General features: G+C 38.2%; 21 protein-coding genes. 10 read left to right on the top strand and 11 right to left on the bottom strand.

From position 1 onward, the window contains the following. Positions 1 to 591: 591 nt before the first annotated feature. On the bottom strand, positions 592 to 1260 hold the full coding sequence (locus AC07YT_RS21990) for a DUF1345 domain-containing protein (RefSeq protein ID WP_086547906.1): 669 nt from the start codon (positions 1258 to 1260) through the stop codon (positions 592 to 594). Positions 1261 to 1263: 3 nt separating this feature from the next. Beyond that, the gene (locus tag AC07YT_RS21985) at positions 1264 to 2046 is read right to left on the bottom strand and encodes an O-methyltransferase (RefSeq protein ID WP_086547907.1); all 783 of its coding nucleotides are present in this window, start codon (positions 2044 to 2046) and stop codon (positions 1264 to 1266) included. Between the two features lie 44 nt (positions 2047 to 2090). Here AC07YT_RS21985 and AC07YT_RS21980 point away from each other — a divergent pair, with 44 nt between their 5' ends. Continuing rightward, positions 2091 to 2954, top strand: coding sequence for a transglutaminase-like domain-containing protein (locus AC07YT_RS21980; RefSeq protein WP_086547908.1), 864 nt, complete (start codon positions 2091 to 2093; stop codon positions 2952 to 2954). A 17-nt stretch (positions 2955 to 2971) separates the two neighbouring features. Then, positions 2972 to 4096: a glycoside hydrolase family 18 protein gene (locus tag AC07YT_RS21975; RefSeq protein WP_494945523.1), complete on the top strand. Its 1125-nt coding sequence runs from the start codon at positions 2972 to 2974 to the stop codon at positions 4094 to 4096. Here AC07YT_RS21975 and AC07YT_RS21970 read toward each other — a convergent pair. From AC07YT_RS21970 to prfB, 7 genes are all read right to left on the bottom strand, one after another. Then, positions 4091 to 4573 carry a CAP domain-containing protein gene (locus AC07YT_RS21970; protein ID WP_086547910.1) on the bottom strand — a complete coding sequence of 161 codons (483 nt, stop codon included), beginning with the start codon at positions 4571 to 4573 and terminating at the stop codon, positions 4091 to 4093. The two genes, AC07YT_RS21975 and AC07YT_RS21970, sit on opposite strands and share 6 nt — an antisense overlap. 69 nt (positions 4574 to 4642) lie before the next feature. Further along, positions 4643 to 5470: a glycoside hydrolase family 16 protein gene (locus AC07YT_RS21965; protein ID WP_086547911.1), complete on the bottom strand. Its 828-nt coding sequence runs from the start codon at positions 5468 to 5470 to the stop codon at positions 4643 to 4645. 305 nt (positions 5471 to 5775) lie between these two features. Next, positions 5776 to 6588, bottom strand: a complete 813-nt coding sequence (locus AC07YT_RS21960) for a DUF4595 domain-containing protein (protein WP_086547912.1) — start codon at positions 6586 to 6588, stop codon at positions 5776 to 5778. A gap of 40 nt (positions 6589 to 6628) precedes the next feature. Further along, positions 6629 to 7540, bottom strand: coding sequence for an alpha/beta hydrolase (locus AC07YT_RS21955; protein WP_086547913.1), 912 nt, complete (start codon positions 7538 to 7540; stop codon positions 6629 to 6631). A 2-nt stretch (positions 7541 to 7542) separates the two neighbouring features. Continuing rightward, a complete protein-coding gene (locus AC07YT_RS21950; protein WP_086547914.1) occupies positions 7543 to 7932 on the bottom strand; it encodes a type II toxin-antitoxin system VapC family toxin in 390 nt (129 codons plus the stop codon). Beyond that, entirely contained in the window at positions 7914 to 8114 is a 201-nt protein-coding gene (locus tag AC07YT_RS21945) for a hypothetical protein (protein ID WP_086547915.1), read from the bottom strand. The genes AC07YT_RS21950 and AC07YT_RS21945 overlap by 19 nt, the downstream gene beginning before the upstream one ends. 74 nt (positions 8115 to 8188) lie before the next feature. Beyond that, positions 8189 to 9263 (bottom strand): peptide chain release factor 2 gene (gene prfB, locus AC07YT_RS21940; protein WP_145954278.1). Its coding sequence is split into 2 segments (ribosomal slippage): positions 8189 to 9202 and positions 9204 to 9263, totalling 1074 coding nucleotides; the frame shifts between segments, so codons are not numbered across the junction. 644 nt (positions 9264 to 9907) lie between these two features. Here prfB and AC07YT_RS21935 point away from each other — a divergent pair. Then, positions 9908 to 11161, top strand: a complete 1254-nt coding sequence (locus AC07YT_RS21935) for a DUF4934 domain-containing protein (RefSeq protein WP_086547918.1) — start codon at positions 9908 to 9910, stop codon at positions 11159 to 11161. 13 nt (positions 11162 to 11174) lie between these two features. Next, positions 11175 to 14000 carry a TonB-dependent receptor gene (locus tag AC07YT_RS21930; RefSeq protein ID WP_086547919.1) on the top strand — a complete coding sequence of 942 codons (2826 nt, stop codon included), beginning with the start codon at positions 11175 to 11177 and terminating at the stop codon, positions 13998 to 14000. Between the two features lie 18 nt (positions 14001 to 14018). Here AC07YT_RS21930 and AC07YT_RS21925 read toward each other — a convergent pair whose 3' ends face one another. Together AC07YT_RS21925 and AC07YT_RS21920 are read right to left on the bottom strand one after the other, a co-directional pair. After that, complete coding sequence (locus AC07YT_RS21925) at positions 14019 to 15323, bottom strand: amidohydrolase (protein WP_086547920.1); 1305 nt, start codon at positions 15321 to 15323, stop codon at positions 14019 to 14021. Between the two features lie 180 nt (positions 15324 to 15503). Further along, complete coding sequence (locus AC07YT_RS21920; RefSeq protein ID WP_086547921.1) at positions 15504 to 16013, bottom strand: hypothetical protein; 510 nt, start codon at positions 16011 to 16013, stop codon at positions 15504 to 15506. A 156-nt stretch (positions 16014 to 16169) separates the two neighbouring features. Between AC07YT_RS21920 and pgi the strand changes: the two genes are divergently transcribed. From pgi to AC07YT_RS21890, 6 genes are all read left to right on the top strand, one after another. Then, positions 16170 to 17816: a glucose-6-phosphate isomerase gene (gene pgi / locus AC07YT_RS21915; RefSeq protein WP_086547922.1), complete on the top strand. Its 1647-nt coding sequence runs from the start codon at positions 16170 to 16172 to the stop codon at positions 17814 to 17816. Positions 17817 to 17986: 170 nt separating this feature from the next. Then, positions 17987 to 19300 (top strand): M16 family metallopeptidase, encoded by a 1314-nt coding sequence (locus AC07YT_RS21910; RefSeq protein ID WP_086547923.1) that lies wholly within the window; start codon positions 17987 to 17989, stop codon positions 19298 to 19300. A gap of 33 nt (positions 19301 to 19333) precedes the next feature. Further along, positions 19334 to 21412, top strand: coding sequence for a M16 family metallopeptidase (locus tag AC07YT_RS21905; protein ID WP_086547924.1), 2079 nt, complete (start codon positions 19334 to 19336; stop codon positions 21410 to 21412). 384 nt (positions 21413 to 21796) lie between these two features. Then, the gene (locus AC07YT_RS21900; RefSeq protein ID WP_086547925.1) at positions 21797 to 22165 is read left to right on the top strand and encodes a hypothetical protein; all 369 of its coding nucleotides are present in this window, start codon (positions 21797 to 21799) and stop codon (positions 22163 to 22165) included. A gap of 60 nt (positions 22166 to 22225) precedes the next feature. After that, on the top strand, positions 22226 to 22768 hold the full coding sequence (locus tag AC07YT_RS21895; RefSeq protein WP_086547926.1) for a YceI family protein: 543 nt from the start codon (positions 22226 to 22228) through the stop codon (positions 22766 to 22768). Between the two features lie 6 nt (positions 22769 to 22774). Continuing rightward, positions 22775 to 23722: a DUF5777 family beta-barrel protein gene (locus tag AC07YT_RS21890; RefSeq protein WP_086547927.1), complete on the top strand. Its 948-nt coding sequence runs from the start codon at positions 22775 to 22777 to the stop codon at positions 23720 to 23722. Positions 23723 to 23740 lie beyond the last annotated feature (18 nt).

The following is a 23740-nucleotide window of genomic DNA, read 5'->3' as shown; positions in this document are numbered from 1 at the left end:
AAGAGGTACGCCATACCTCCTGGAGCCTGCTGCATAAATCTAAAGTAATGCTTCTCAGAAAAAAAACTTTTTATTTGTATAAACCATAGAATACAGGTTTATTGAACAACGGTCTCTCACCATGGTGCAAAACACCAAACGTTCCTAACGGAACGAAAAAAAAACATAATTTTTTTTCTACCCAAGAGCCGTCCCGATGGGACGTATATTCGCAGACCGTCCCATCGGGACGATTCCTGGGTAGCCAATTGTACGATTGGCGTTTCGTTCCCTAGGAACGTTTGGTGATTAATCTAATATTTTTTACCGGATGGGATTTAAAATTCTAACTCCAAAGGTCAGGATTCTGACATGGGGTCAAAAGGCATCCATCCTTGCTACCCCAAACCCGGCAGCAGCGGGAGCGGGACTGATGCCCGCCACAAAAACGGAACTGCTCATTTCCTAAAAACTGTTGTAATTGTTGAGCATAAATCTTTCCACGCCCCACTATGGCTAAAATATTGAATTTTAAAGATCCTTCACTACGCTCAGGATGACAAAAAATAGCGGTATGATAGATTTCTTCTAGTTAGTCGGAATTTGAAATCCTTATTTGCTTAAGCCTGCCAATGCATTAATGGTTAAGGCTACAATAACCGTATTGAAGATAAAGGCGATTAAACTGTGCAGCAGTGATAGTCTTCTAATCTTTCGATCAGAAATTTCAACATCCGAAACCTGGAAAGTCATGCCCAGCACGAAAGAGAAATAAGCAAAATCGATAAAATCGGGTTCGTCATCACCAGGAAATTCCAGTCCGGCTCCTTTTTTATCAGTAGATTTCTTCTTATCGCCATAATAAAGGTGCGCATAACGCATGCTAAAGGTAGTGTGCACCAAAAACCACGACAAAAACATGCCTGCAATAGCCACGACCAGATCGAGCGGCTCGATATCTTTATTAATTAACAGCAGAATTACAGCGAGTAAACCTGCAAAGGTAGATACCACCACAATGGCAAAAATTTCGCCACGGGTTTCGTCCTGCATTTTGGCCTTCAGGTGTGTTTCAGCAGCAGAGGTATGAAAAAACATGTACCAATGGAGGGTAATCAGCATCAAACAAAACGCATCCCAACCCAACATGATGTGCGTAAGCACACTCATTTCAATAAAAAGCGAAACCAAATAAAAAGCAATACCCGAAAATAAGCTAATCAACAAAATAAACATGGCTGATCGTTTCTGGATACCTGCTAACTTGGGTTCTACATTCATTTTTTAAAATTTAAGCTTAAAGTGTTCCTTGGCCTGCCCTTTTTTAAAGTAAACCAAACCGATCCAGAACAAATCGACGGTTACGGTAACGTCAGGATGGTTTTTAATTTCTGCCCAGGCTTCTTTCATGCCATCGCTCCAATAAATATCGTCAAAAATCAGGAGCGAATCTTCATTAATTTTAGGCAAACACCATTTAAAGTAATTCAGGGTAGCATCTTTGCGGTGGTTACCATCAATGTAAACGAAATCTAAACTGGGCTGTTTGGCAATAATATCAGGCAGGATTAAATCAAAATTACCCACATGAAGTTCGATATTCTCTAAATTAAGTTCCTGGAAATTTTTCTTCGCCACTTCTGCCGTTTGCGGACAACCCTCTATCGTAATTACTTCGGTTTGCGGATCTGTCTTAGCCAGATAGGCCGTGGTAATACCCAAACAGGTACCCAATTCGATTGCACTTTTTGGATGTGTATTTTTTGCCAGGCGATAAATAAGCTTGGCCAGCCTCGGACTTTTTAACGCATTCTTGGCAATCTGACTTACTTTCTTTGTGCGGTTTTTATTGAGGTGAGAACCCGCTCCAAGGTCTGTAACCGTGATTATCGAATCGTCATTAAAAAGTTTTTTTCGCTGTTCTTCTATGTTTTTGTATTCAGATTTGTCTGTAAAATCGTAAATTACCTCATCAGCGAGCTTGTACACGAATGGTGAGTGCGTTCCATGTCGGCTTTTTGCTGTTAAACGGTGTTTAAGGTAATCTGTAATAAATTGAAATAGCATAATATTGCAAAAGTAATTAAACACTGCAAACGTAGGTATGTTTTATGGAAAATAACGCAGAGATAAGTGCTTTAGTAAAACTGTTGGATGATCCTGACGAGGAAGTGTTCCATCATGTAGAGAAGAAACTGCTTGAATATGGCGGTGAGGTAGTACATTTTTTAGAAAATGCCTGGGAACAGTCTTTTGATGGCCTGTTGCAGGAGCGGATTGAAAATATTGTTCATCAGATCCAGTTTAAAACGGTTAAAGAAGATTTAAACTTATGGTATTTAAGTGGTGCTTTTGATTTATTGCAAGGTGCATTAATTATTAACCGGTACCAATACCCAGATTTAGATGAGCAAAAGGTAATTAACCAGCTGGAAGAAATTAAAAGAGATATCTGGCTGGGGCTTCAATACGAAATGAGTTCGGTTGAAAAAGTAAAACTGATCAATCACGTTTTGTATCAACAATATGGTTTTGGGGGTAATACCAAAAATCACCACGATCCCCAAAATTCTTATTTAAACCAGGTGCTGGAAAGTAAAAAAGGCAACCAGATTTCGCTGGCCATCATCTATTCTACCCTGGCACAGAAATTAGATTTGCCTGTTTATGGGATCAATTTGCCGCAACACTTTATTTTGGGTTATATAGACGATAGCAAACAGGAAGGAAGCGAATATGGTGTGCTTTTTTACATCAATGCCTTTAACCGCGGTAACATCTTCGGCAAACATGATGTTGATCAGTTTCTGCGCCAGCTTAATTTAGAAGCCCTGCCCGAATATTACAGGCCATGTAGCAATACCGATATTATCCGCCGTGTAATCAGAAACCTGATTTCGGCATACGAAAACGCTGGTGCAACAGAAAAAGTTGCCGAACTAAACGAATTACAAAATATTATTGCCGAAAAATAACCCTTTAATTTTAGCCCGTGCAGAAAAGAAACGCCAATTACCACACCATCACATTCAGAATGACTGCCTTGGTGATGTTGACACTACTGTTTAGTTTCCATGTAAAAGCGCAAAAAACAGTAAAACCTAATGTAATTGCATACTACACCGGGCAAAATACAGTAATAGATAGTTTCCCCATTGAAAAACTAAGTCACTTAATTTACAGTTTTGGACACTTAAAAGGCGATAGTTTAAACATTCGATCGGCAAAAGATTCTGCGCTGATTTCGAAGATGATCAGTTTAAAAAAGCGTAATCCCGATTTAAAGGTGATGATTGCCATGGGCGGCTGGAGTGCTTGTAAAAACTGCTCTGAAGTATTTAGCAGGGCCGATGGGCGAAAAACATTTGCTAAAACCACCAAAGAAATACTCGACTTTTTTCATGCTGATGGGATAGACATTGATTGGGAATACCCCGCTGTAGTGGGCTTCCCCGGGCATCGTTACACGGTAGAGGATAAACATAACTTCACCTTACTGATTAAAGAATTGCGCAAAAAACTAGGCAAAAAGGCCGAAATTAGTTTTGCTGCAGGCGGCACAAAAAACTGCATCGATTCTTGTTTCGAATGGGATAAAGTCATGCCACTGGTAAACCGGGTTAATGTAATGAGTTACGATCTGGTAAGCGGATATGCCACCCAAAGCGGCCATCATACCCCATTGTACGCTACCGCCCAACAAGCTTTATCAGGCGATTATGCGGTAAAAGCGCTGATCGATTTAGGTGTACCCGCACAAAAAATTGCATTAGGAGCAGCATTTTACGCCCGTATTTTCGAAAATACTACCGATGCAAACCAGGGTTTATACCAGCCGACCAAATTTTTAAGAGGTGTTTCTTTTAAAAACTTTACGAAACAATTTTCTGCTGAAAATGGCTATACCTACTATTGGGATGAGACAGCCAAAGCACCTTATTACTATAACCAACAAACAAGGTATCTCGCCACTTTTGATGATCCTAAATCAATTTCATTAAAAACCAAATATGTTATCGACCAAAAATTAAATGGCATCATGTTTTGGGAGTTGACTGATGATGCTTATAGCAATGGACTACTGGATGTGATTGACAAAACGATAAAAGAATTATAAGGGACTACCGAAGGTAGCCACCCAGTAATTTTGTGCCATACCAGCTCCAGCTTCTTTACTTTTAGCATCCATCATGGCTTTACAATGGCTTACACTATTTTTCCATGCGGTAATTACCAGATCGACCTCGTTATACCCTTTTGCTAAATTTTCTGCCTTAAAATCGCCTTTATAACCAGCATTTAATGCCCGCTCGGCGGGAGTACCGCCATCTGGGGATAAGTGATCAAAATAGTTTTGCTGAGCCATATCTTTGGCATGAAGTATTGCCGCATTTTGCAATTGTTTATTCAAAGATAACTCAGGTACTGGAGGCATGTATTCCGTACCACAATTACATCCGCTTTGTCTGAGTAGGTTAATCTTGCCAATCAATAAATCAACATTGCTTTCCGGCAAGGTTATTTCTTCCTTTTTGCACTGCACCAATAAAATGCAGAGCAAGACACCAGTCAGCACAATTAGGTATTTTTTCATATTCTATTTTATATGGCAAATGGAGGCAGCCATAAGGCTACCTCCAAATTAAAAGTTTGATTTTCCAGATTAGAAGGCTCTTTCTCTGCCCAGGTAAATATTTTTACCAGTGTAAAAAGTATTACCAGACGGGCCTGGAGAGCCACTATCACCTTCCATTTGCATGTTAATGATGAGCCACATGGGTTTGTTCACCGAGTTGCTCATGGTGTGCTTAGCTACCCAAACGTTATCGATATAATAATGGCAGTCTACATCTGTTGCGCTTACTTTATTGTACCAGCACTTGTAATTATGGTACGAGCCAGCATTAGAAACTGCTGTGAGTTTATTCTCCCAGCCACCATCATAAGTATTCTGCCAATTGGTGTTACTGCCTTTAAACTCCATAATATCGCTTTCAGGTGGCCATGAGTTTACTCCTGTAATCCAGAAAGCAGGCCAGGTACCTTTGCCTGTTGGTACAGCGAAATCGCCAGAAATGGTATAACTGGGAAACTGATCGTTAATTAGCACCTGCTGTTTGGCATGGCAGGCACCAGAGTTATACCATATCGCCACATTAGTAAAACCGTTAGCCGTACTGTTTCCCGGAGATGAAGCTAAGCGCGTAGCTTTAATCGTTAACACACCTCCACTTAACGAAATTTGATTATGGTTAGAAGCGCTGCCCACCATACGTGCAGATCCATTATGATCGGTGCCCCAGGGATAATTATAATTCCATTGCGCCTCAAAATTAGTGTAATTGGCAAAAGAGTTCCCGTCAATCAATGTTTCCCATGCTTTAACCTGGCCTTTTTCTGTTTTAATTTCTTCTTTATCTTTTTTACAAGATAAAATTGATACAAACATGCATACAAATAGCATGCATAATTTCATTTTTTCATTTCTCATTTTTTTTGATTTAGGTAAATATTTGGTTAGATAAAAGGCATATCTAAACTTACAACCGACATGCCTGTAAACAAAGGTAGACGACGTATCACTAGAAAATGAGGGTCTAAATGGTAAAAATGAAGTGGTAAAATGGGCGTTTTACTTGCCTTTTCTAATTTGGCAGGTTATTCTGATTTACAATCATTGTAGGTATCTGACTTTATTGACGAAAAAGTTATCAAAAACAAAAGCCTGATCATGGCTCATGATCAGGCTCTTATGCATTTCTTTACGTTACTTGCAGATGTATTAAGGTATATCGTTTATTTACAGTTGTATACCAGATTATAGGAAGTTGATACTTCGTCAAATATGGCACCAGAGCTTGATTTCTGGGTATTTTTTACGATGATAGATGTTGCATTTCCTTTGGCATCGAACTTATAACTGTAATCTGAAATTACTGCATTGGCATCTCCGGAAGATTGGGTTGTAGATTTGATCACTACATTCTTGGAATGTTTCCCAAAGTAATTTCCAGGCATGTAGTCTATAACCAGCGAAATAGGATCAGATGTTTCGTAAGTATTTACAGCAAGTTGATTTGAATATTCATAAATAGTGGTTTCCACTACCCCATCAAAATAAATAACCTTTACCTGTGTTAAGTTACCATTGGTGTATGTAAGTTCGGCAGTAGAGTTAAGTTGGGTATCGAGATAACTTTTTACCACACTTAAATAGCCATCTGCATTGTAGGCATAGGTCCGGGTAACTGGAGTCTTTGAACCATTTATACTAAAAAAATCTGAATTATAGCTGGAAACCGCCCTTCCATCAGCTATAGTAAGTTCTGTAATTTCGCCATCAGGCAATACACCTGTAATTTTTGTAGCAGAATAAGTATAAACCCTAGATTCACCATCACTTGTAGCCTTAGTGAGTTTACCTGAAGCATCGTAAGTATAGCTAATTGAATATTGACCAAACATACCTAAATCGGTATTTACTGTCGTTAACTGGCAACCATTGCTGTTCGGATCCAGGCGTGCATTCCAATTAATTTCTTTCTTACAACCTGCAATTGCAATAATCGCCACCAGGGCCACCATTGCATATTTAATTGTTTTTTGCATTAAAATTTCTGGTTAAGAGGTTAAAATATCGGCAAAGATATTAAAATTTCTCTTTTTTCATCCAGGTAGCCAACAAGTTAAACCAATCTACATCAGAAGTTTTGTTGATCAAACCGAAACCATGACCGCCTTTTTCGTACAGGTAAATATCGGTTGCTACCTGATGCTGCTTTAGCGCCTCATTCATCAACACACTGTTTTGGTAAGGCACGGTCTTATCATCTTTAGCATGTACAAAAAAGACAGGAGGCGTTTTTTTGTTAACATTTTTATTGGCAGAGAAATAATGTTTTAAACTATCAGCAGGATTTGGTCCCAATAAATTCTTCATGGTACCGGTATGCACCGATTCTTCAAAACTAATTACAGGGTAAATTAATGCAGCAAAATTAGGCTTTAGCGTTATCTTTTCCGGATTGGCAATTTTAAGATCATTATAATGTGCAACAAGGGTAGAGGCAAAATGACCACCAGCCGAAAAGCCCATAATCCCGATTTTGTTGGTTTTAATTCCATATTTTTTGGCATTCTTCCTGATCAGATATATGGCTTGCTGTGCATCCTGTAAAGGCCCACAGGTTTTATCAACCATAATCTGATCGCTTGGTAACCGATATTTCAATACAAAAGCGGTAACGCCAATGGCATTAAATCTTTTGGCCACATCGGTTCCTTCGTGGCTAAACGCCAAAGCACCATAACCTCCACCCGGGCAAATGATTATTGCAGTTCCGTTGGCGATATTTTTAGGTGCTTCAAAAACCGTAAATGTTGGTACCGATACTTTAGTAATACTCAAAGTACCATTTGCGCGAACCTCGGTGTTTTCTATATAATCTGCAGGAGTAGTTTTGGCACCAGGAATTGCACCTGAATACAACGGCACAATTTCCTGGGCATTCGCTGTAATGAAATAAAGAACCATTATTGGTATTAAAAAAAGTTTGTTCATAACTATAAGTGACTCGGATTAATACATTTTAAAGATTTAACTTTAGCAAAATCTTTATCATTATCCCCTATAAGAGTAAGGTTATTTAATAAGCAAGTTGCCGCTATTAATGCATCAGGTAGTTTTAAGTTGTACGTTTTTCTAACGCTTATCGTTTCAGCAATAATTCCATCTCCCAAACCTAAAATAATTGAATTTGATACGAATTTTTGATATATGATAATATCATCTGGATTAGTTGGCTTCCATACCTGGAGTTCTATTTCTGAAATAAACGACAACACAGATTCCGCATCCACAATCTGATCCATGTATTTCAAACCTTTCAGAGAAAAAGTTCCATTTAGATATTTTATAGCTGCCGATGTATCAATTAAATATCTCTCTGCCATTCTCCACGCAAATCATTTAATTGTGCATCTATGGCTTCTGCATTCATCTGACTTTTAATTTGATTACGAAGTTCAGAAGTTTTAACGGTTTTTTTAATCACTCTAATAAGATGCAATTCTTCCAATTCCTTTAAAAGCTTATAAGCTTTTTGGTTGGTTAGTTCTATGATCAATGTATCCATAAAGATTAAGATTGGTAAGGCCGTGTTTCAATCAAATATACAAAATTTAGAATTAACTGAGCTGAAGGTTTAGTTTAAAACTCCATAAGATAAGCCTTCAGGAAATCGTTTATATCGCCATTTAAAACGGCATCAGGGTTTGAGGTTTGATAATTGGTACGGTGATCTTTTACACGCCTGTCATCGAGCACATAACTCCTGATTTGTGAGCCCCATTCTATTTTCTTTTTCGATCCCTCCACCGCAGCAATTGCTTCATTACGTTTCCGTTCTTCAATTTCATATAACTGAGATTTTAATAAACGGATCGCATTCTCTTTATTCTGCAACTGCGATCGCGATTCCTGGTTTTTAATAATAATGCCTGAAGGTTTGTGGTATAAACGCACAGCTGTTTCAACTTTGTTTACATTTTGTCCGCCTGCTCCACCAGCCCTGAATGTTTCAAATTCTATATCAGCAGGATTAATATCAATCTGTATGGTATCGTCAACCAGGGGATAAACATACACAGAGGCAAAAGACGTATGCCTGCGGGCATTCGAATCGAATGGAGAAATCCGTACCAAACGGTGTACACCATTTTCGCCTTTAAGATAACCGTAAGAGAAATCGCCATCAAATTGAAGCGTTACCGATTTTATACCGGCAACCTCCCCTTCCTGACTATCCTGCTCGGTAATTTTATAACCGTTTTTTTCTCCCCACATCATATACATCCGCATCAACATATAAGCCCAATCGCAGCTTTCTGTTCCACCGGCCCCGGCAGTAATTTGTAAAACGGCAGAAAGCTGGTCTTCTTTGCTACGGAGCATATTTTTAAGTTCCAGCTCTTCTACGGCAGTTTTACTAATGTCGAACTGGTCTTGTAATTCCTTTTCAGAAGCATCGCCCGATTGAAAAAATTCGAACATCACAACTGCATCTTCAACCGCATTATTGGTTTGGTTAAAGCCATCCGTCCATTTTTTCTTTGAACTAATTTCGGCAAGAATTTTTTCTGCTTTTTTAGGGTCGTCCCAGAAATCGGGCGCCATTGTTAATTTTTCTTCTTCGCGTATGGCGTAAAGTAGCTCATCAACGTCAAAGATACCTCCTCAGCGACGTTACTCTGTCCCTTAAATCTTGAATATTTTCTTTGGTCATGGTAGCAAATATAGTAAATATGAGATACTATTAAGGAGACGCTAACCAAAACCTTAACGATCATCCCTTATTAATGGTGGAGAAAACAGCCATAATACTTTTACCATTGAGAAATTAAAGACATTAAGAGGGTCTGACCAAAACCTTAATTATCTTAACTTCTTAATGGTTTATAATTTAGATCCTTTTACCATTGAGAAATTAAGGACATTAAGAGGATCTGACTAAAACCTTAATTATCTTCACTTCTTAATGGTTTACAATAATTTAGATCCTTTTACTATTGAGAAATTAAGGACATTAATAAGGATCTAACCAAAACCTTAATTATCTTCACTTCTTAATGGTCTACAATAATTTAGATCCTTTTACCATTGAGAAATTAAGGATATCGAAAAAGCATTTGACTAAATTAAATGACTTATATTTTAACCACGGGTAACCGTAAATTAACACTTCCAGTAACTTGGCTGTTAAAACTTGTTAAAATCAAAAAATGAACAATCAACTAACTATTTAATTGATTAATTTTCGGGAATATTTATCAGATCGACCGGAATTCAAATACACGCCATTATATAAAGTGGCGAAGTTCAAATCAGTCTGTTAGTACCAAACAAATATTAACATCTTAACCAACACAAATGAAAATGCTCTTTTTTATTTTAGGGTATTTATTTTTCTGTACGGCAACATTTGCGCAAACAGGTAAAATAGATAGCTCTGAAATGGCCACACTGCGTATCGACCCTCAAACTGCGCGTGGCGCAGCTGTTTCTCAGGTTTTTAGCGAAGTAGAATTTATCCCCCTCGAAACGACTAAAGAAAGTCTTTTTGGCAATATACATAAATTGAAGATTATTGACAGCCATTATGTAATTTTTGATTACGACACCAAAACTATTCTTATTTTTACAAAAGATGGTAAGTTCAGGTCAAAAATTAACGCAAGTAAAATAGAGCAAGAAAAAAACGACAAAGACAAGGCACAATTTTATGGCTTTACCACCAGGAAGGAAAACAATACTGAATTTATAATTCTCTCTTCCCAATCCAATGCCTTTTATTTTGATCTAAATGGCAAGCAGATCAAAAAAATACCCCTCAAAGAGCATAATAAACAGGGCAACAATCGCGACTTTAAACTGGCTAACCAAGCGCTGGTGAGGCCCGATTTCATCCTAAAAGCCGGTAAGGATAGTACCTTTTATGAATTGGGTATAATTAATAATAAGGATTCGGTTGGTTATTTCCCTTATAACAAAAAAAGGTATCAAACAGATGAATTTATTAGCGCGGGTTCACACTTTTATCAATATGGATCGGAAAATGAAATGTTTTTTTTAAATTACTATTCAAATGACATCTTCAAGGTAAGTCCTACTAAACTTTCGCTTGCCTATCATATTATATTTCCTGCAACAAATTCTTTACCTAACGATTTTTTAACTAACCCTGTTTATACTAAAAAGCGCATAGAGTACTTTAGAAACAATCCTAAGATTTTTTACGGTTTAAGCAATACTTATTTAGTAGGCAATAATCTTTACCTCCAAATGAATAATTTTGGCTGGGATCCAAGCATTAAAAGCGCAATTATTTACAACCTGAAAACCGGTGAGCTGACCTCTGTGCAGGATTTGGAGCCTGATTCACTTTCGTCTTTTTTACCCGTTACTGATGCCAGCAGTGATTTTTATGATTTTAAAAGTCGTGGCTTTCATATGTACGAAAACGGTTATTTCTACACCAATTACTCTTCTTTAGCCATGTTTACTTTTAAAGAGCAAAGCGAAGGAAAAACAACAAAATACCCGCCAAATCTGGAAGCTTATTTTAAAACGCAGAATAAAAAGAGCAACCCCATCATTATTAAACTTAAACCTAAACAAAATTAATTTCCCCATCTAAATGCGCCATACCTTACGCTACCTCATCTTATTTTTAATCTTATTCAGTTCTTACAATGCTAAAGCCCAACAAGCTAACCCCACACAAATTGGGGCAGTAAAGGGTGTGATCAGAGATACTACACACAACTACAATTTAAAATCGGCAACAGTATCGTTGTTTAAAGGTGATAGCACCTTAATCAGCTATCAGCTGAGCAATAACTACGGTGAGTTTAGCTTCAAAAACTTACCACTCAATGCTAAAATGTATGTAGAAATAAGCCATATCGGCTACCAGCTGCTCCGTAAAAACTTCACCATTATTGACGGGAAAGCCGCACTGGATTTAAAAACATTAATTATCGCGATAAAAGACAACAATTTACAGGATGTAGAGATTAGGGTAGCCCCCATTACCATGAATGGTGATACTTTAGAATTTAATGCCGCAGCTTTTAAATTGGATAGTAATGCGGTTGTAGAAGACCTTTTGCGCAAAATACCCAATGTAACCCTTTGGGGTGATGGGCAGATTACCGTTAACGGTCGTAAAGTAGAGAGCTTATTGGTAAACGGAAAACAGTTTTTTGGTGGTGACATTAAAATGGCTACCCAAAACATTGCAAAAAATGCATTAGAAAAGGTACAGGTATATCGACAACGGAAAGAGGACAACCCGCTTGACAGTACTTTAACGGTTAATTTAAAGCTTAAAAAAGGCAAAGACATTGGTTATTTTGGCAAAATTGGTGCGGGTTATGGCACTACTAAGAAGTACGAAACTGATGCAAGTTTTAATGTGTTTTCTCCCAAAATGCAACTCGGTATTATTGGTGCAAGCAACAACATTAATAAAACCGCCAGTAGCATCAGATCGCTAACCGCTAACAGTACTTTTAAGGGCCTAACGACCAATGTAGAGTATCAGCCCGATTTCAGACAATCAGGTATCAATCAACCGAATATTGGCGGCGTAACTTTTACTTATAATTTCATTGAAAAGCCCGCTTACGATAAAAGAAGTACCATAAATGCCAACTATTTTGTACAGAATAGAAATAATGAAAATAGATATGATGCGCAAACAACCACATCTATAAATGCTACCGATAAAATATTCGACACCAACACCACCACGGGGAATAGCACCTCAACCAATCAAAACTTTACTTCCAGTCTCGATTTTGTTAAAAAAAACCACCGTTTAAATATTAACCAATCGATGTCTTTAAACAATGGCAACTCGAGTAACGACACGCAAAGAAGTGCTTTTAATGGCCAAAATGTGTTAACAAGCACCAATAATACAAAAGGTCAAAATGATTTTAATAACAAGGGCTTTAATCTTGGTATAAGGTACGGTATGTCTCCCAATTATATCACCAGAAGAGAACATACTTTTGGTGGGCTTAACGCAAATTATCAGTTATCAGTAAATGACAATGATAGCCAAAGATCGAATTTAACTTCCTTCAGGTCCTTTGTAAATGCGTCCACTAACAGAGATTATGACAGGCGGTATGATACACAGCGGAAATCTTTTAACCAGACCTTATCATTAGAACTGCCGAATTTAAAATCATTGTTGTTCGGCTATAAAAATCTTGCAGGCTTCGATTTATCCTTAAACAATAATTTAGCACTTAATAACAGTACCGATCATAACCTGGTAGAAGATTTAACGGCTGGTACCTATGCTACAAATACCTATTTAAGCAATAACACCAAAACCAGTACCGCTGACGAAACCCCTGGCTTAACTTTAAGTAAATCTTTCCACAAGAGTTTATCAAACAGATTCAGCAAAAGTTTAAATATTGGGATTTCTGCGAAACAGCGGTTTATTTTTCAGGATAACAGATCGGATAAGGCGCAGCAAAATATTAACCGAACTTACAACAGATTTGTGCCAGAGGTAAATATCAATTATAGCAATTATCAGTATGGCGAATCTTATAATTCAATATCATTAACCTATAAAACAGATATCACCATACCCAATTTACAACAACTGGCCCCTTTAACCGATAGTACCAATTTGTACAATTTGCAGCGGGGGAATATTAAACTGCGGGAAGCCACCAACAGATCCATTAACTTTAGCTTAGACCGGTCGGATCAGAAAAGCAAAAACACCTTAAATTATAACTTTAGTATTTCGGCGGGTATGATTGATGATGCTATAGTAGATAGTATTTTTATCGACAGCCAAAATAAGCGTACAGCTTATTTAACCAATGCCAATGGAAATAAGTATTTAAATGTTGATGGTTATTTAAGAAAAGCTTTAAAACTAAAAACTTCTGAACTGCAGCTAGGCTTAAATGGAGGTATAGATATTGCCAAAAACCCAGGTTATTTAAATGATGTATTCAGTTTTTCGAATACTTTAAATACAGAAGCAAAATTAAGTTTAAACTATACCTACAAGGATAAATTTGCTACTGAAGTAGCACAGGGTTTTAATACTTATCGATCGGAGCAGGAAGCTTTTAACACCAAATACAGTGGATTAAATATAACGACTTCGTTAAGCAGCATTTACAATGTGACCAAAAAATTTACCTTAAGCAGTAACATCAGCTTTAACTCCAGCAAATCGAACAGTGCTGCCAGTATTAATTTTGCCATCTGGAATGCCAGTGCGGTTTATCGCTTTCTGAAAGGGAATAATGCGGAGTTTAAATTCTCAGCAATGGACTTACTTCATCAAAACACCAACATCATTAATTACGGTGGCGCCAACAGTTTTACCCTGGGCACTCAAAATGTATTACAACAATACTTTATGACGACCTTTTCGTATTACCCTAGGCAGTTTGGCAAAAAGCCAGTAAAGAAATAAGATGATTTAACCATCATCTTATTTCTTCATCGACATATAATCTAAAGTAAGGTTTGAAAGCAGTTTAACACCCAATACGAAGCCGCTTTCATCAAGATAAAAATCGGGGGTATGGTGCGATGGGGCCTTTAAGGGGTCTTTACCTTTTGGCATTCCGCCTAAAAACACAAATAAGCCTGGTATCTTTTCCTGAAAGAAAGAGAAGTCTTCTGCGCCTGTAACGGGTGGTTTTAATTTCACATGATCCTTACCTGCTGTATTTTGCATACTTGGTAGCATTTTTTCGGTTAGGGCAATATGATTAAAAGTAACCGGATAATGGTTGCTGTAGGGGATTTTAACCTCGGCGGTAGCCCCACCTGCTTCGGCCGTTTTGGTTACGATGGTTTTAATCCTTTCGATAAACATGGCCTCATCTTCTTTGCTAAAGTTACGTACCGTGCCCAGCATCTCTACCTTTTCGGGAATAATATTCGACCGAACACCACCATTAATGGCTCCTATGGTAACCACGCCTGGATTTTCGGTCACATTTAAATTCCGGCTCACAATAGTTTGCAAACTGTTAATAATCTGAGCCGAAACCACCACCGGATCGATACTGTTCCATGGATAAGCCCCATGTGCCTGGCGGCCGGTAACGGTAATCTTCATATCGTTTACAGCAGCCATTGTTCCACCCGGGCGGTAAGTTACATCGCCAACTTCAGTTTGAGAGTTAATATGCAAACCGAAAATCACATCGACCTTAGGGTTTTCGAGCACACCCTCCTTAATCATTAAAGCTGCACCACCTTCATCTCCGGCAGGTACACCTTCTTCGGCAGGTTGAAAAATGAATTTCACTGTCCCTTGAATATCTTTTTGCATAGAAGCCAGCACTTCTGCTACGCCCATTAAAATAGCCACATGGCTATCATGTCCACAGGCATGCATTACACCTACTTCTTGTCCGTTATATTGTGTTTTTACCTTTGAGGCAAATGGAACATCTACCCGCTCGGTAACCGGCAAGCCGTCCATATCGGCACGCAAGGCCACTACTGGGCCGGGTTTGCCGCCTTTTAGCACACCCACCACGCCTGTTTTGGCTACACCTGTTTTTACCTGTATACCTAAAGATTCCAGGTGTTTTGCAATAATGCCGGCTGTTCGTACTTCAGTATTTCCCAATTCAGGATGTTCGTGAAAATCGCGCCTCCAGGCAATTACTTTTTGTTCGATGGCATCCGCTTTTTTCGAAACCAATGGTCTTAAATCTGATTTTTGGGCAAAAGAATTTAATGCCAGTAACGAAAAACCGATCAGGAATATTTTCTTCATATATGAACTATTTAGTTTAGGTGCCCTAAGCTAAACAATTTTGGGGAGAGATGGAATTGTGCCTTGTGTTAGGTGTAAATTTATAGTTGTCAACTTTAATGGCTGGTTTGCTATTAAAGTTGACAACTCTTTTTAAGAAAGATTTGTGTTTTTTAATTGTAGAATGAGCAAGAGAAATTTTTACCCAAACATCCCCTTCAGTTTATCCATAATACCGCCACCACCGGTTTGGCCGGGTTGCTGTGCCTGCCCGCCACCATTAAACATCCCGATTACATCACTAACATCAAATTTACCATCATCACCTCCCAAACTTCCCAACACATCTTTAATGTTAAAAGCGCTATCGTTCGGATCATTTGTTTTTTGGGTAAACTTGGCTATTAGGCCCGGAATAATACTTGCCGCCAAAGACTTTGCGGTATCGGCATTAATGCCCAGACCACTTAATTTATCTATAAAACTCCCCGAAGCCTGCGCGGCAACCTGAGTACCTTCTGCCTTGTTACCATTAAATATATCCGTTAATGCGCCAATATTACCTGATGATACCTGGTCTTTCAGTGTATCGAAAATCGAACCCGACGCAGCCTGAATTACGGCTTCATTGTGTTCGTTCGGAATAGCAGTATTGTTTACAACACTCTCCTGTACGTTTTCACGCACCATTTCATTTAAATTTTCTAACATAACGTAGAATTAAAGGTTAAAATAATTGATGAACTAACAGGGACGGTGTATTAAAGTTAAGTGGTTTAATCGACATTAAAAATTCTTATTGATTTAGAACATTAAAAAGACCATTTTAAATTTTTGCTTTATTACTTTTACAAAAAAACAAAGATTATGTTACCTAAAGTAAATTTCACAGAAACAGAGGCCTACAAGTATTTAGCCGATCATTTTATAGATATTAATCAAAAAAGCATTAAAGATCTTTTTGCTGAAGATGCAGATCGTTTCAATAAGTTTTCTGTTTTTTTTGAGGATATTCTGCTGGATTACAGCAAAAACCGCATCAGCGATGAAACATTGGCATTATTGATTCAATTGGCACGCGAGTGTAAATTGGACGATGCGATAAAATCGATGTATAACGGCGATAAGATTAATGAAACCGAAGACCGCTCGGTGCTTCATATTGCCCTCCGTAATTTAAGCAATACCCCAGTTTTAGTTGATGGCAAAGATGTGATGCCTGAAGTAAATGCAGTACTGACTAAAATGGAGAAATTTAGCAATAGCATCATCAGCGGCGAATGGAAAGGTTATACTGGTAAAGCCATTACTGATGTGGTTAATATCGGTATCGGTGGATCAGACTTAGGCCCCGTAATGGTTACCGAAGCTTTAAAGCATTATAAAAACCACTTAAACATTCACTTCGTTTCGAACATTGATGGCACACACATTGCCGAAACCTTAGCCGATTTAAATGCCGAGACCACATTATTCTTAGTCGCATCAAAAACTTTTACAACACAGGAAACCATGACGAATGCACACTCTGCCCGTACATGGTTTTTAGATAAAGGTGGAAAAGAAAATGATATTGCTAAACACTTTGCAGCTTTATCTACCAATGCCAAAGATGTTTCGGCTTTTGGTATCGATACCGAAAATATGTTTGAGTTTTGGGATTGGGTTGGCGGTCGTTACTCATTATGGAGCGCTATCGGCTTATCCATCTCCTTAAGTATAGGTTTTGATAATTTTAAACAATTGCTGGCTGGTGCACACGCAACCGACGAGCATTTTAAAACTGCTGAATTTGAAAGCAATTTACCGGTAATTTTAGGTTTATTAGGGGTTTGGTACATTAATTTCTACAATGCAGAAACACAGGTTATTTTACCATACGACCAGTATATGCACCGTTTTGCGGCTTATTTCCAACAGGGAGATATGGAAAGCAACGGTAAACATGTTGATAGAAACGGGAATGAGGTTGATTATGAAACCGGACCGATTATCTGGGGCGAACCTGGAACAAATGGCCAACATGCCTTTTACCAGTTAATTCACCAGGGTACCAGAATTATCCCTGCCGATTTTATTGCTCCGGCACAGAGTTTAAATCCACTGGGCGATCATCACCCGATCTTACTATCGAATTTCTTTGCTCAAACTGAAGCTTTAATGAACGGCAAAACCGAAGAAGAAGTAACCGCCGAGTTAAAGAAAGAAGGTAAATCAGCTGCAGAGATTGAAAAAATTGCGCCGTTTAAAGTATTTGAAGGCAATCGCCCAACAAACTCTATATTATTGAAAAAAGTAACGCCATATACCTTAGGTAGCTTAGTAGCCATTTACGAGCATAAAATATTTGTTCAGGGAATTATCTGGAACATCTTTAGTTTCGATCAGTGGGGCGTAGAGCTTGGCAAGCAACTGGCCAAAAAGATTCTTCCTGAGCTGGCCGGCAGCGAAAAAGTTTCGAGCCACGATAGTTCTACCAACGGCTTAATTAACCAATACAAGGTCTGGAGATAAAATATATTAAAAAAAGCGAGTGTAAATACTCGCTTTTTTTGTTTAAATCCATAATTTAGGCCCATCCTTGTTATTCTTCACGCTAGTGAAAAATCCAAATTAACTTATTTAATGAAATAGTTGCTCGCTTTCGCTTTTGATTATTTCTAATCATTAAAAACAAATTATCTATGAAAAAAAGAATTCTTTTTGCTTTGGCCATTTCCGGTCTGTGCTTAAGTGCTTCTGCCCAAAAAGTACAGTTTACGGAATTCGACCTGGACAATGGTCTCCATGTCATCCTACACCAAGACAAAACCGCTCCCGTTGTTGCCGTTTCAGTAATGTACCATGTTGGCTCTAAAGATGAAGAAACCCAACGTACAGGCTTTGCTCACTTTTTCGAACATTTATTATTTGAAGGTTCGAATAATATCAAAAAAGGTGAATTTATGAAATTAGTGAGTAGTAATGGCGGACAGAACAATGCCAATACTTCTCAGGACCGTACTTTTTATTACGAACTTTTTCCATCAAACCAACTGGAACTCGGTTTATGGTTAGAAAGTGAAAGAATGTTGCACCCGGTAATTAACGAAGGCGGGGTAAAAACACAAAACGAAGTAGTAAAAGAAGAAAAACGTCTACGCATAGACAATTCACCATATGGAAAATTTACAGAGAAAATTTTCGGCCATTTGTTTGCTGGTCACCCTTACCGCTGGCAACCAATTGGCTCAATGGAGCATTTAGATGCTGCAAAACTGAGTGAGTTTATTGCCTTCTTTAAAAAGTATTATGTGCCAAACAATGCGGTTTTAACCATTGCCGGCGATTTAGATATAGAGAAGACTAAAGCTTTAGTAAAATCATACTTCGCCGAAGTACCTAAAGGTGCACCAATTGTACGTCAGGAATTCAAGTTACCAGAAATTACCAAAGAGATTATCGATACCGCTTACGATGCTAATATCCAGATCCCAGCCATCTTCGCGGCTTATCGTGTACCAGGCATGAAGAGCAGAGAGAGCAAGGTATTAGGTATGATCAGCTCTGTTTTATCAGAAGGCGGAAGCTCGAGATTAAGCACTAAAATGGTCGATCAAAAGAAAACAGCCTTACAGGTTGCTGCTTTTAACTATTCGCTTGAAGATTACGGTGCTTACATCACCCTGGCATTACCCAATAAAAATACACCGCTTAACGATTTATTAAAAGATATCGATGAAGAAGTTTTACGCCTTCAAACCGATTTAATTAGCGAAAGCGACTATAAAAAACTGCAGAATAAATTCGAAAACAACTATGTAAGTGCAAACAGTAAAATGTTAGGCGTTGCCGAAAATCTTGCAGATGGTTATACTTTCCATGATAAGGATACAAACGATATCAACAAGGAACTTGAGGTCATCAGATCCATTACCCGCGAGGAGATCAGAGACGTTGCTAAAAAGTACCTGAACAAAAACCAAAGAGTTGTATTGTATTACTTACCTAAGAAATAAGCTGACCGCTTTTTCATTTTAATTATTAAAAACATGAAGAAATTATTCATTATAGCTGCAGTTTCCTTATTGGCTCAAGGTATTTCAGCACAAACTATAGATCGAAGTCACAAACCAAAACCAGGTCCGGCGCCTGTTATTACTGTTGGCGATCCTGTTATTTATAAATTAGCAAATGGTATCACTGTTTTGGTGGTAGAAAACCATAAACTGCCAAAAGTATCAGCCAGTTACAGTATCGATGCAGGTCCTATTACTGAAGGCGCAAAAGCCGGCGTGGTTGGTTTAATGGGCAATATGCTGAATGAAGGAACCACCACCAAAACAAAAGCACAGTTTGATGAGGCAGTAGATCAGCTGGGTGCCGATGTAAGTGCTGGTGCTTATGGCGGTAGTGTTTCGGCTTTAACCCGTTATTTCCCTCAGGCATTTGCTTTAATGGCAGAGAGCATCCGTAAACCTGCTTTTCCTGCAGAATCTTTCGAAAAACTAAAATCGCAAACCATCACTGGATTAAAATCGAATGAGAAAAGTGCAAAAGCCATTTCAGCACGTGTTGTAAATGCATTGGCTTATGGCAAAAACCATCCTTACGGAGAGTTTGAAACCGAAGCTTCAATCACAGGCATTACTTTAGATGATGTAAAAGCAGCTTATAAGAAATACATTACCCCATCAAGAGGTTACTTAACCTTTGTAGGCGATATTAAACTGGAAGCAGCAAAAGCTTTAGCAGAGAAGGCCTTTGGCGATTGGAAAGGAACGGCATTAACTTTACCAGTACTGACTAAAGTTGCTAATCCTGCCAAAACCGAAGTTGATATCATTAATGTGAGCAACGCCGTTCAATCGGAAATTACGGTTGTAAACTTAATCGACTTGCCAATGAGCAGCCCTGATTATTTCCCGATTTTATTGGCCAACCAGATTTTAGGTGGTGGTAGTGAATCGAGATTATTTGACAACCTTCGTGAGAAGCATGGCTTTACTTATGGTGCGTATTCGAGCACAGGTTCAGGTCGTTTCCAGTCTAAATTTTCGGCCAATGCTGCGGTTAGAAATGAGAAAGTCGACAGTGCAGTGGTAGAATTTTTAAGAGAAATTAACACCATTCGTACCACAAAGGTAACTGCTGACGAATTACAGAATGCGAAAAATCTTTTCAACGGATCGTTTGCACTGGGTTTAGAAAATCCGGCCCGTACTGCAGGTTTTGCGAGCAATATCTTGATTAATAACTTACCGAAGGATTTTTACCGTACTTATTTACAAAAGATTAATGCGGTAACTACCGATGATATTTTAAGGGTAACTAAAAAATACTTTAACCACGACAATACACGTATTGTTATTGTAGGCAAAACCGATGCATTTGCAGCAGGCTTAACTAAAGCAGGTTTTAAAACACAGGTTTATGATAACTATGCAAATTCGGTTAAAGCAACCGAAACTGCTGCTGTACCAACAGCTGCACCTGCAGAAATTATCAAAAACTACATTAAAGCCATTGGTGGCGAAGAAGCCATTAAAAAAATCACGTCATTACAGCAAAATGGTGAAATGGAAATGCAAGGTCAAAAACTTACAGTTACCATCAAAAATATGGCCCCTAACTTGAGCAGCATGGAAATTTCTATGGGAGGCCAAACGGCGATGAAACAAGTTTACAATGGTAAAACTGGTTATGCAATGCAAATGGGTCAAAAAGCCGAATTAACTGGCGATGACCTGGCTGAAAAGAAAGATGATAGAGGTTATGGTGGTCAGCTGTATTATGCCACTGATGGAACTAAAATTGAATCTGCAGGTACTGCCAAAGTGGGTACTGCTGATGCATTTAAATTAAATATTACCTCTCCTTCAGGCAAAAAGAAAACTGAATATTACGACACCAAATCGGGCCTGCTTTTAAAAGATGAGAGCACCACTACCAAAGGTGGAGCTGAAATTAGCCAGGCAACGGAATATTCAAACTACAAGAAAGTTGGTGATGTATTATTTCCGTTTACTTTAACCCAATCGGTGGCAACCCCACAAGGTTCACAGGAGTTTTCAGTTGTAATTAAAGATATTAAAGTTAATCCGCCATTAAAGGCTGAAGATTTTAACTAGTTTTTAGATATAATTTATCTTAAAAGCCGTCCCGATGTAAAATTGGGACGGCTTTTTTTTGTGTTTTTTTTATTGCAGGCAACCAATTCATAAAAGTGTACGTAACGATTAAGATTTCAATAGAAATTACTTAAAAACCTTTGATTGCTGTAAAAACAGTTATGGTTTTTAAATAAACAAAACATAAATCTTTAAAAAATCGGATATGGCTGCAAAAAAACAAGTTATCGCAATTCTATTTGCTGTATTTCTGATCATGTTATGCATATCGGTAAAAGCAAAAGCTAATTCAGACGTGAAGGCAAAAATTTCAATTGCGCCACATACCAATCGAACATGATATAGAATGAATCTACCACCAATTTTAATCTTAACTAAATACCTATGAAAAAACAAAATTCTATCTTTTTACTGGCCACCATTACCGCCTTGCTTTTTGCCTGCTCAAAAAAACAGGCAGAGGAATTAAAGCCCGAAACACCAACACCCAATGGTCCAACACCTGTAACCACGGCGAATGTAACCTACACTAATTTTAGCGGGGCACTGTTTCAAACCAAATGCAATAGTTGCCATGGGCCAAATGGGGCCATGAAAAGTGTATGGGCATTAAATGGATTAGCCTCCATAAAAAATGATGCCCGCGTAGCTAATGCGGTTTTGGTTACTAAAACGATGCCCAAAGGCGGCTCTTTAACCACGAACGAGAGAGCATTACTACAAGCCTGGGTTGATAAAGGTATGCCAGAATAATAAATAAAGATTAACGCTAAAATCAAGATGGTTTCATTAAAAATTTAAACAAATACAGCCATGCAAAAACTACTTTTCACCTTAATAACCTTGTTATTATGTACCGGTATAAAAGCGCAGATATGGACAAGTAAAAATGTAACTTCTTCATTTTTCTCTTCAACACCTCTTGAAGATATCGATGCATTGAGCAAAACAGGTGCTTCGGCCATTAATATCAAAACCAACGAGATCATTTTCAAGATCAACAATACTTCTTTTCAATTTAAAAAGAAGTTGATGCAGGAACATTTTAACGAAAACTATATCGAAAGCGATAAATACCCCACTTCAGATTTTAAAGGAAAAATTATAGAACAAATTGATTTTTCAAAACCGGGCACTTATCCAATCACCATCAAAGGGAACCTGCAAATTCATGGCGTTACCAAAGAATATCAGGTTAAAGGTTCGCTGGTGATTACAGCTGATGAGGTGAGGGCAACTTCAGCATTTAATGTGAAACTTGCTGATCACGCCATCAAAATCCCAACAATTGTTTTCAATAAAATTGCAGAAACAGTGCTGGTAAAAATGACCGCAACTTATCAACCTAAAAAATAAAACCTTATGAAATATCATCTGAAATCTCTTACATGCCTATTTATTTTTGGCTTGCCAACTTTGGCTTTCGCCCAGGATTCGCTTGAAAATGCACTGAAGATGCCCATTGAAAAGAAAAATGTAAGCGCAACTTTTAAGGCCACTAAACTCATTAACATCCAAACCAATGAAACCATTTTTAAAAACGAATTGGATTTTAGGGTAGACCACCGGTTTGGGGATATAGCTGGCCATGGGGGTGGAATTAAAAACTTTTTTGGTCTGGACCAATCAACGGATATCCGCATCGGTTTTGAATATGGAATCAGCGATAAACTTTCTGTAGGCTTAGCCAGGGCAAAAGGCGCTGGAATAGTAACTCAGTTATACGAAGGAAATTTAAAATATCGCCTGCTGGAACAAACATCTGATGAAAAAGTACCCGTATCGGTCACATTATTTGGCAGTACCACCATTGCGGCGGTAAAAGCCTCAACCGATCCAACTGCCGTGAATGCCTACAGCGAATTTCAAGACCGTTTAACCTATGTAGTACAAGCCATAATTGCCCGTAAATTCAATTCGAACTTCTCGATGCTGATCATGCCCTCCTACATCCATCGTAATTTTACTGTTTTTGGCGATCAGAACGATATGCTTGCCTTATCGGTTGGTGGCCGTATCAAAATCACCAAACGCATGGCTTTTGTTGCCGATTATACCATTCCGTTCAGGGATAAAGATAAAAAGACTTATCTGGAAAGCACATTGGGCACACAATATTACAAAACGCTTGGCGCCGGACTAGAGTTCGAAACTGGCGGACATATTTTCCACCTTAATTTTACCAACGCCACTGCTATACAGGAATCGCAATTTATTACCGATACCAATACTTCCTGGCTTAAAGGACAATACCGTTGGGGTTTTAGTATTGCCCGAAGGTTTTCCTTCGATAAGAAGAAAGCAAAGTAGATCAAATTCAACCAAATA

It is taken from the genome of Pedobacter sp. GW460-11-11-14-TSB4, from assembly GCF_059423705.1.
Note: the sequence above shows the minus strand (reverse complement) of the source record. Positions and strands in the feature narration are given on the sequence as shown.

Excerpts from the sequence above, each read along its gene's own strand:
- AC07YT_RS21990 (WP_086547906.1), bottom strand. The coding sequence starts at position 1,260 with ATGAATGTAGAACCCAAGTTAGCAGGTATCCAGAAACGATCAGCCATG.
- AC07YT_RS21985 (WP_086547907.1), bottom strand. The coding sequence starts at position 2,046 with ATGCTATTTCAATTTATTACAGATTACCTTAAACACCGTTTAACAGCA.
- AC07YT_RS21980 (WP_086547908.1), top strand. The coding sequence starts at position 2,091 with ATGGAAAATAACGCAGAGATAAGTGCTTTAGTAAAACTGTTGGATGAT.
- AC07YT_RS21970 (WP_086547910.1), bottom strand. The coding sequence starts at position 4,573 with ATGAAAAAATACCTAATTGTGCTGACTGGTGTCTTGCTCTGCATTTTA.
- AC07YT_RS21965 (WP_086547911.1), bottom strand. The coding sequence starts at position 5,470 with ATGAGAAATGAAAAAATGAAATTATGCATGCTATTTGTATGCATGTTT.
- AC07YT_RS21960 (WP_086547912.1), bottom strand. The coding sequence starts at position 6,588 with ATGCAAAAAACAATTAAATATGCAATGGTGGCCCTGGTGGCGATTATT.
- AC07YT_RS21955 (WP_086547913.1), bottom strand. The coding sequence starts at position 7,540 with ATGAACAAACTTTTTTTAATACCAATAATGGTTCTTTATTTCATTACA.
- AC07YT_RS21950 (WP_086547914.1), bottom strand. The coding sequence starts at position 7,932 with ATGGCAGAGAGATATTTAATTGATACATCGGCAGCTATAAAATATCTA.
- AC07YT_RS21945 (WP_086547915.1), bottom strand. The coding sequence starts at position 8,114 with ATGGATACATTGATCATAGAACTAACCAACCAAAAAGCTTATAAGCTT.
- AC07YT_RS21935 (WP_086547918.1), top strand. The coding sequence starts at position 9,908 with ATGAAAATGCTCTTTTTTATTTTAGGGTATTTATTTTTCTGTACGGCA.
- AC07YT_RS21930 (WP_086547919.1), top strand. The coding sequence starts at position 11,175 with ATGCGCCATACCTTACGCTACCTCATCTTATTTTTAATCTTATTCAGT.
- AC07YT_RS21925 (WP_086547920.1), bottom strand. The coding sequence starts at position 15,323 with ATGAAGAAAATATTCCTGATCGGTTTTTCGTTACTGGCATTAAATTCT.
- AC07YT_RS21920 (WP_086547921.1), bottom strand. The coding sequence starts at position 16,013 with ATGTTAGAAAATTTAAATGAAATGGTGCGTGAAAACGTACAGGAGAGT.
- pgi (WP_086547922.1), top strand. The coding sequence starts at position 16,170 with ATGTTACCTAAAGTAAATTTCACAGAAACAGAGGCCTACAAGTATTTA.
- AC07YT_RS21910 (WP_086547923.1), top strand. The coding sequence starts at position 17,987 with ATGAAAAAAAGAATTCTTTTTGCTTTGGCCATTTCCGGTCTGTGCTTA.
- AC07YT_RS21905 (WP_086547924.1), top strand. The coding sequence starts at position 19,334 with ATGAAGAAATTATTCATTATAGCTGCAGTTTCCTTATTGGCTCAAGGT.
- AC07YT_RS21900 (WP_086547925.1), top strand. The coding sequence starts at position 21,797 with ATGAAAAAACAAAATTCTATCTTTTTACTGGCCACCATTACCGCCTTG.
- AC07YT_RS21895 (WP_086547926.1), top strand. The coding sequence starts at position 22,226 with ATGCAAAAACTACTTTTCACCTTAATAACCTTGTTATTATGTACCGGT.
- AC07YT_RS21890 (WP_086547927.1), top strand. The coding sequence starts at position 22,775 with ATGAAATATCATCTGAAATCTCTTACATGCCTATTTATTTTTGGCTTG.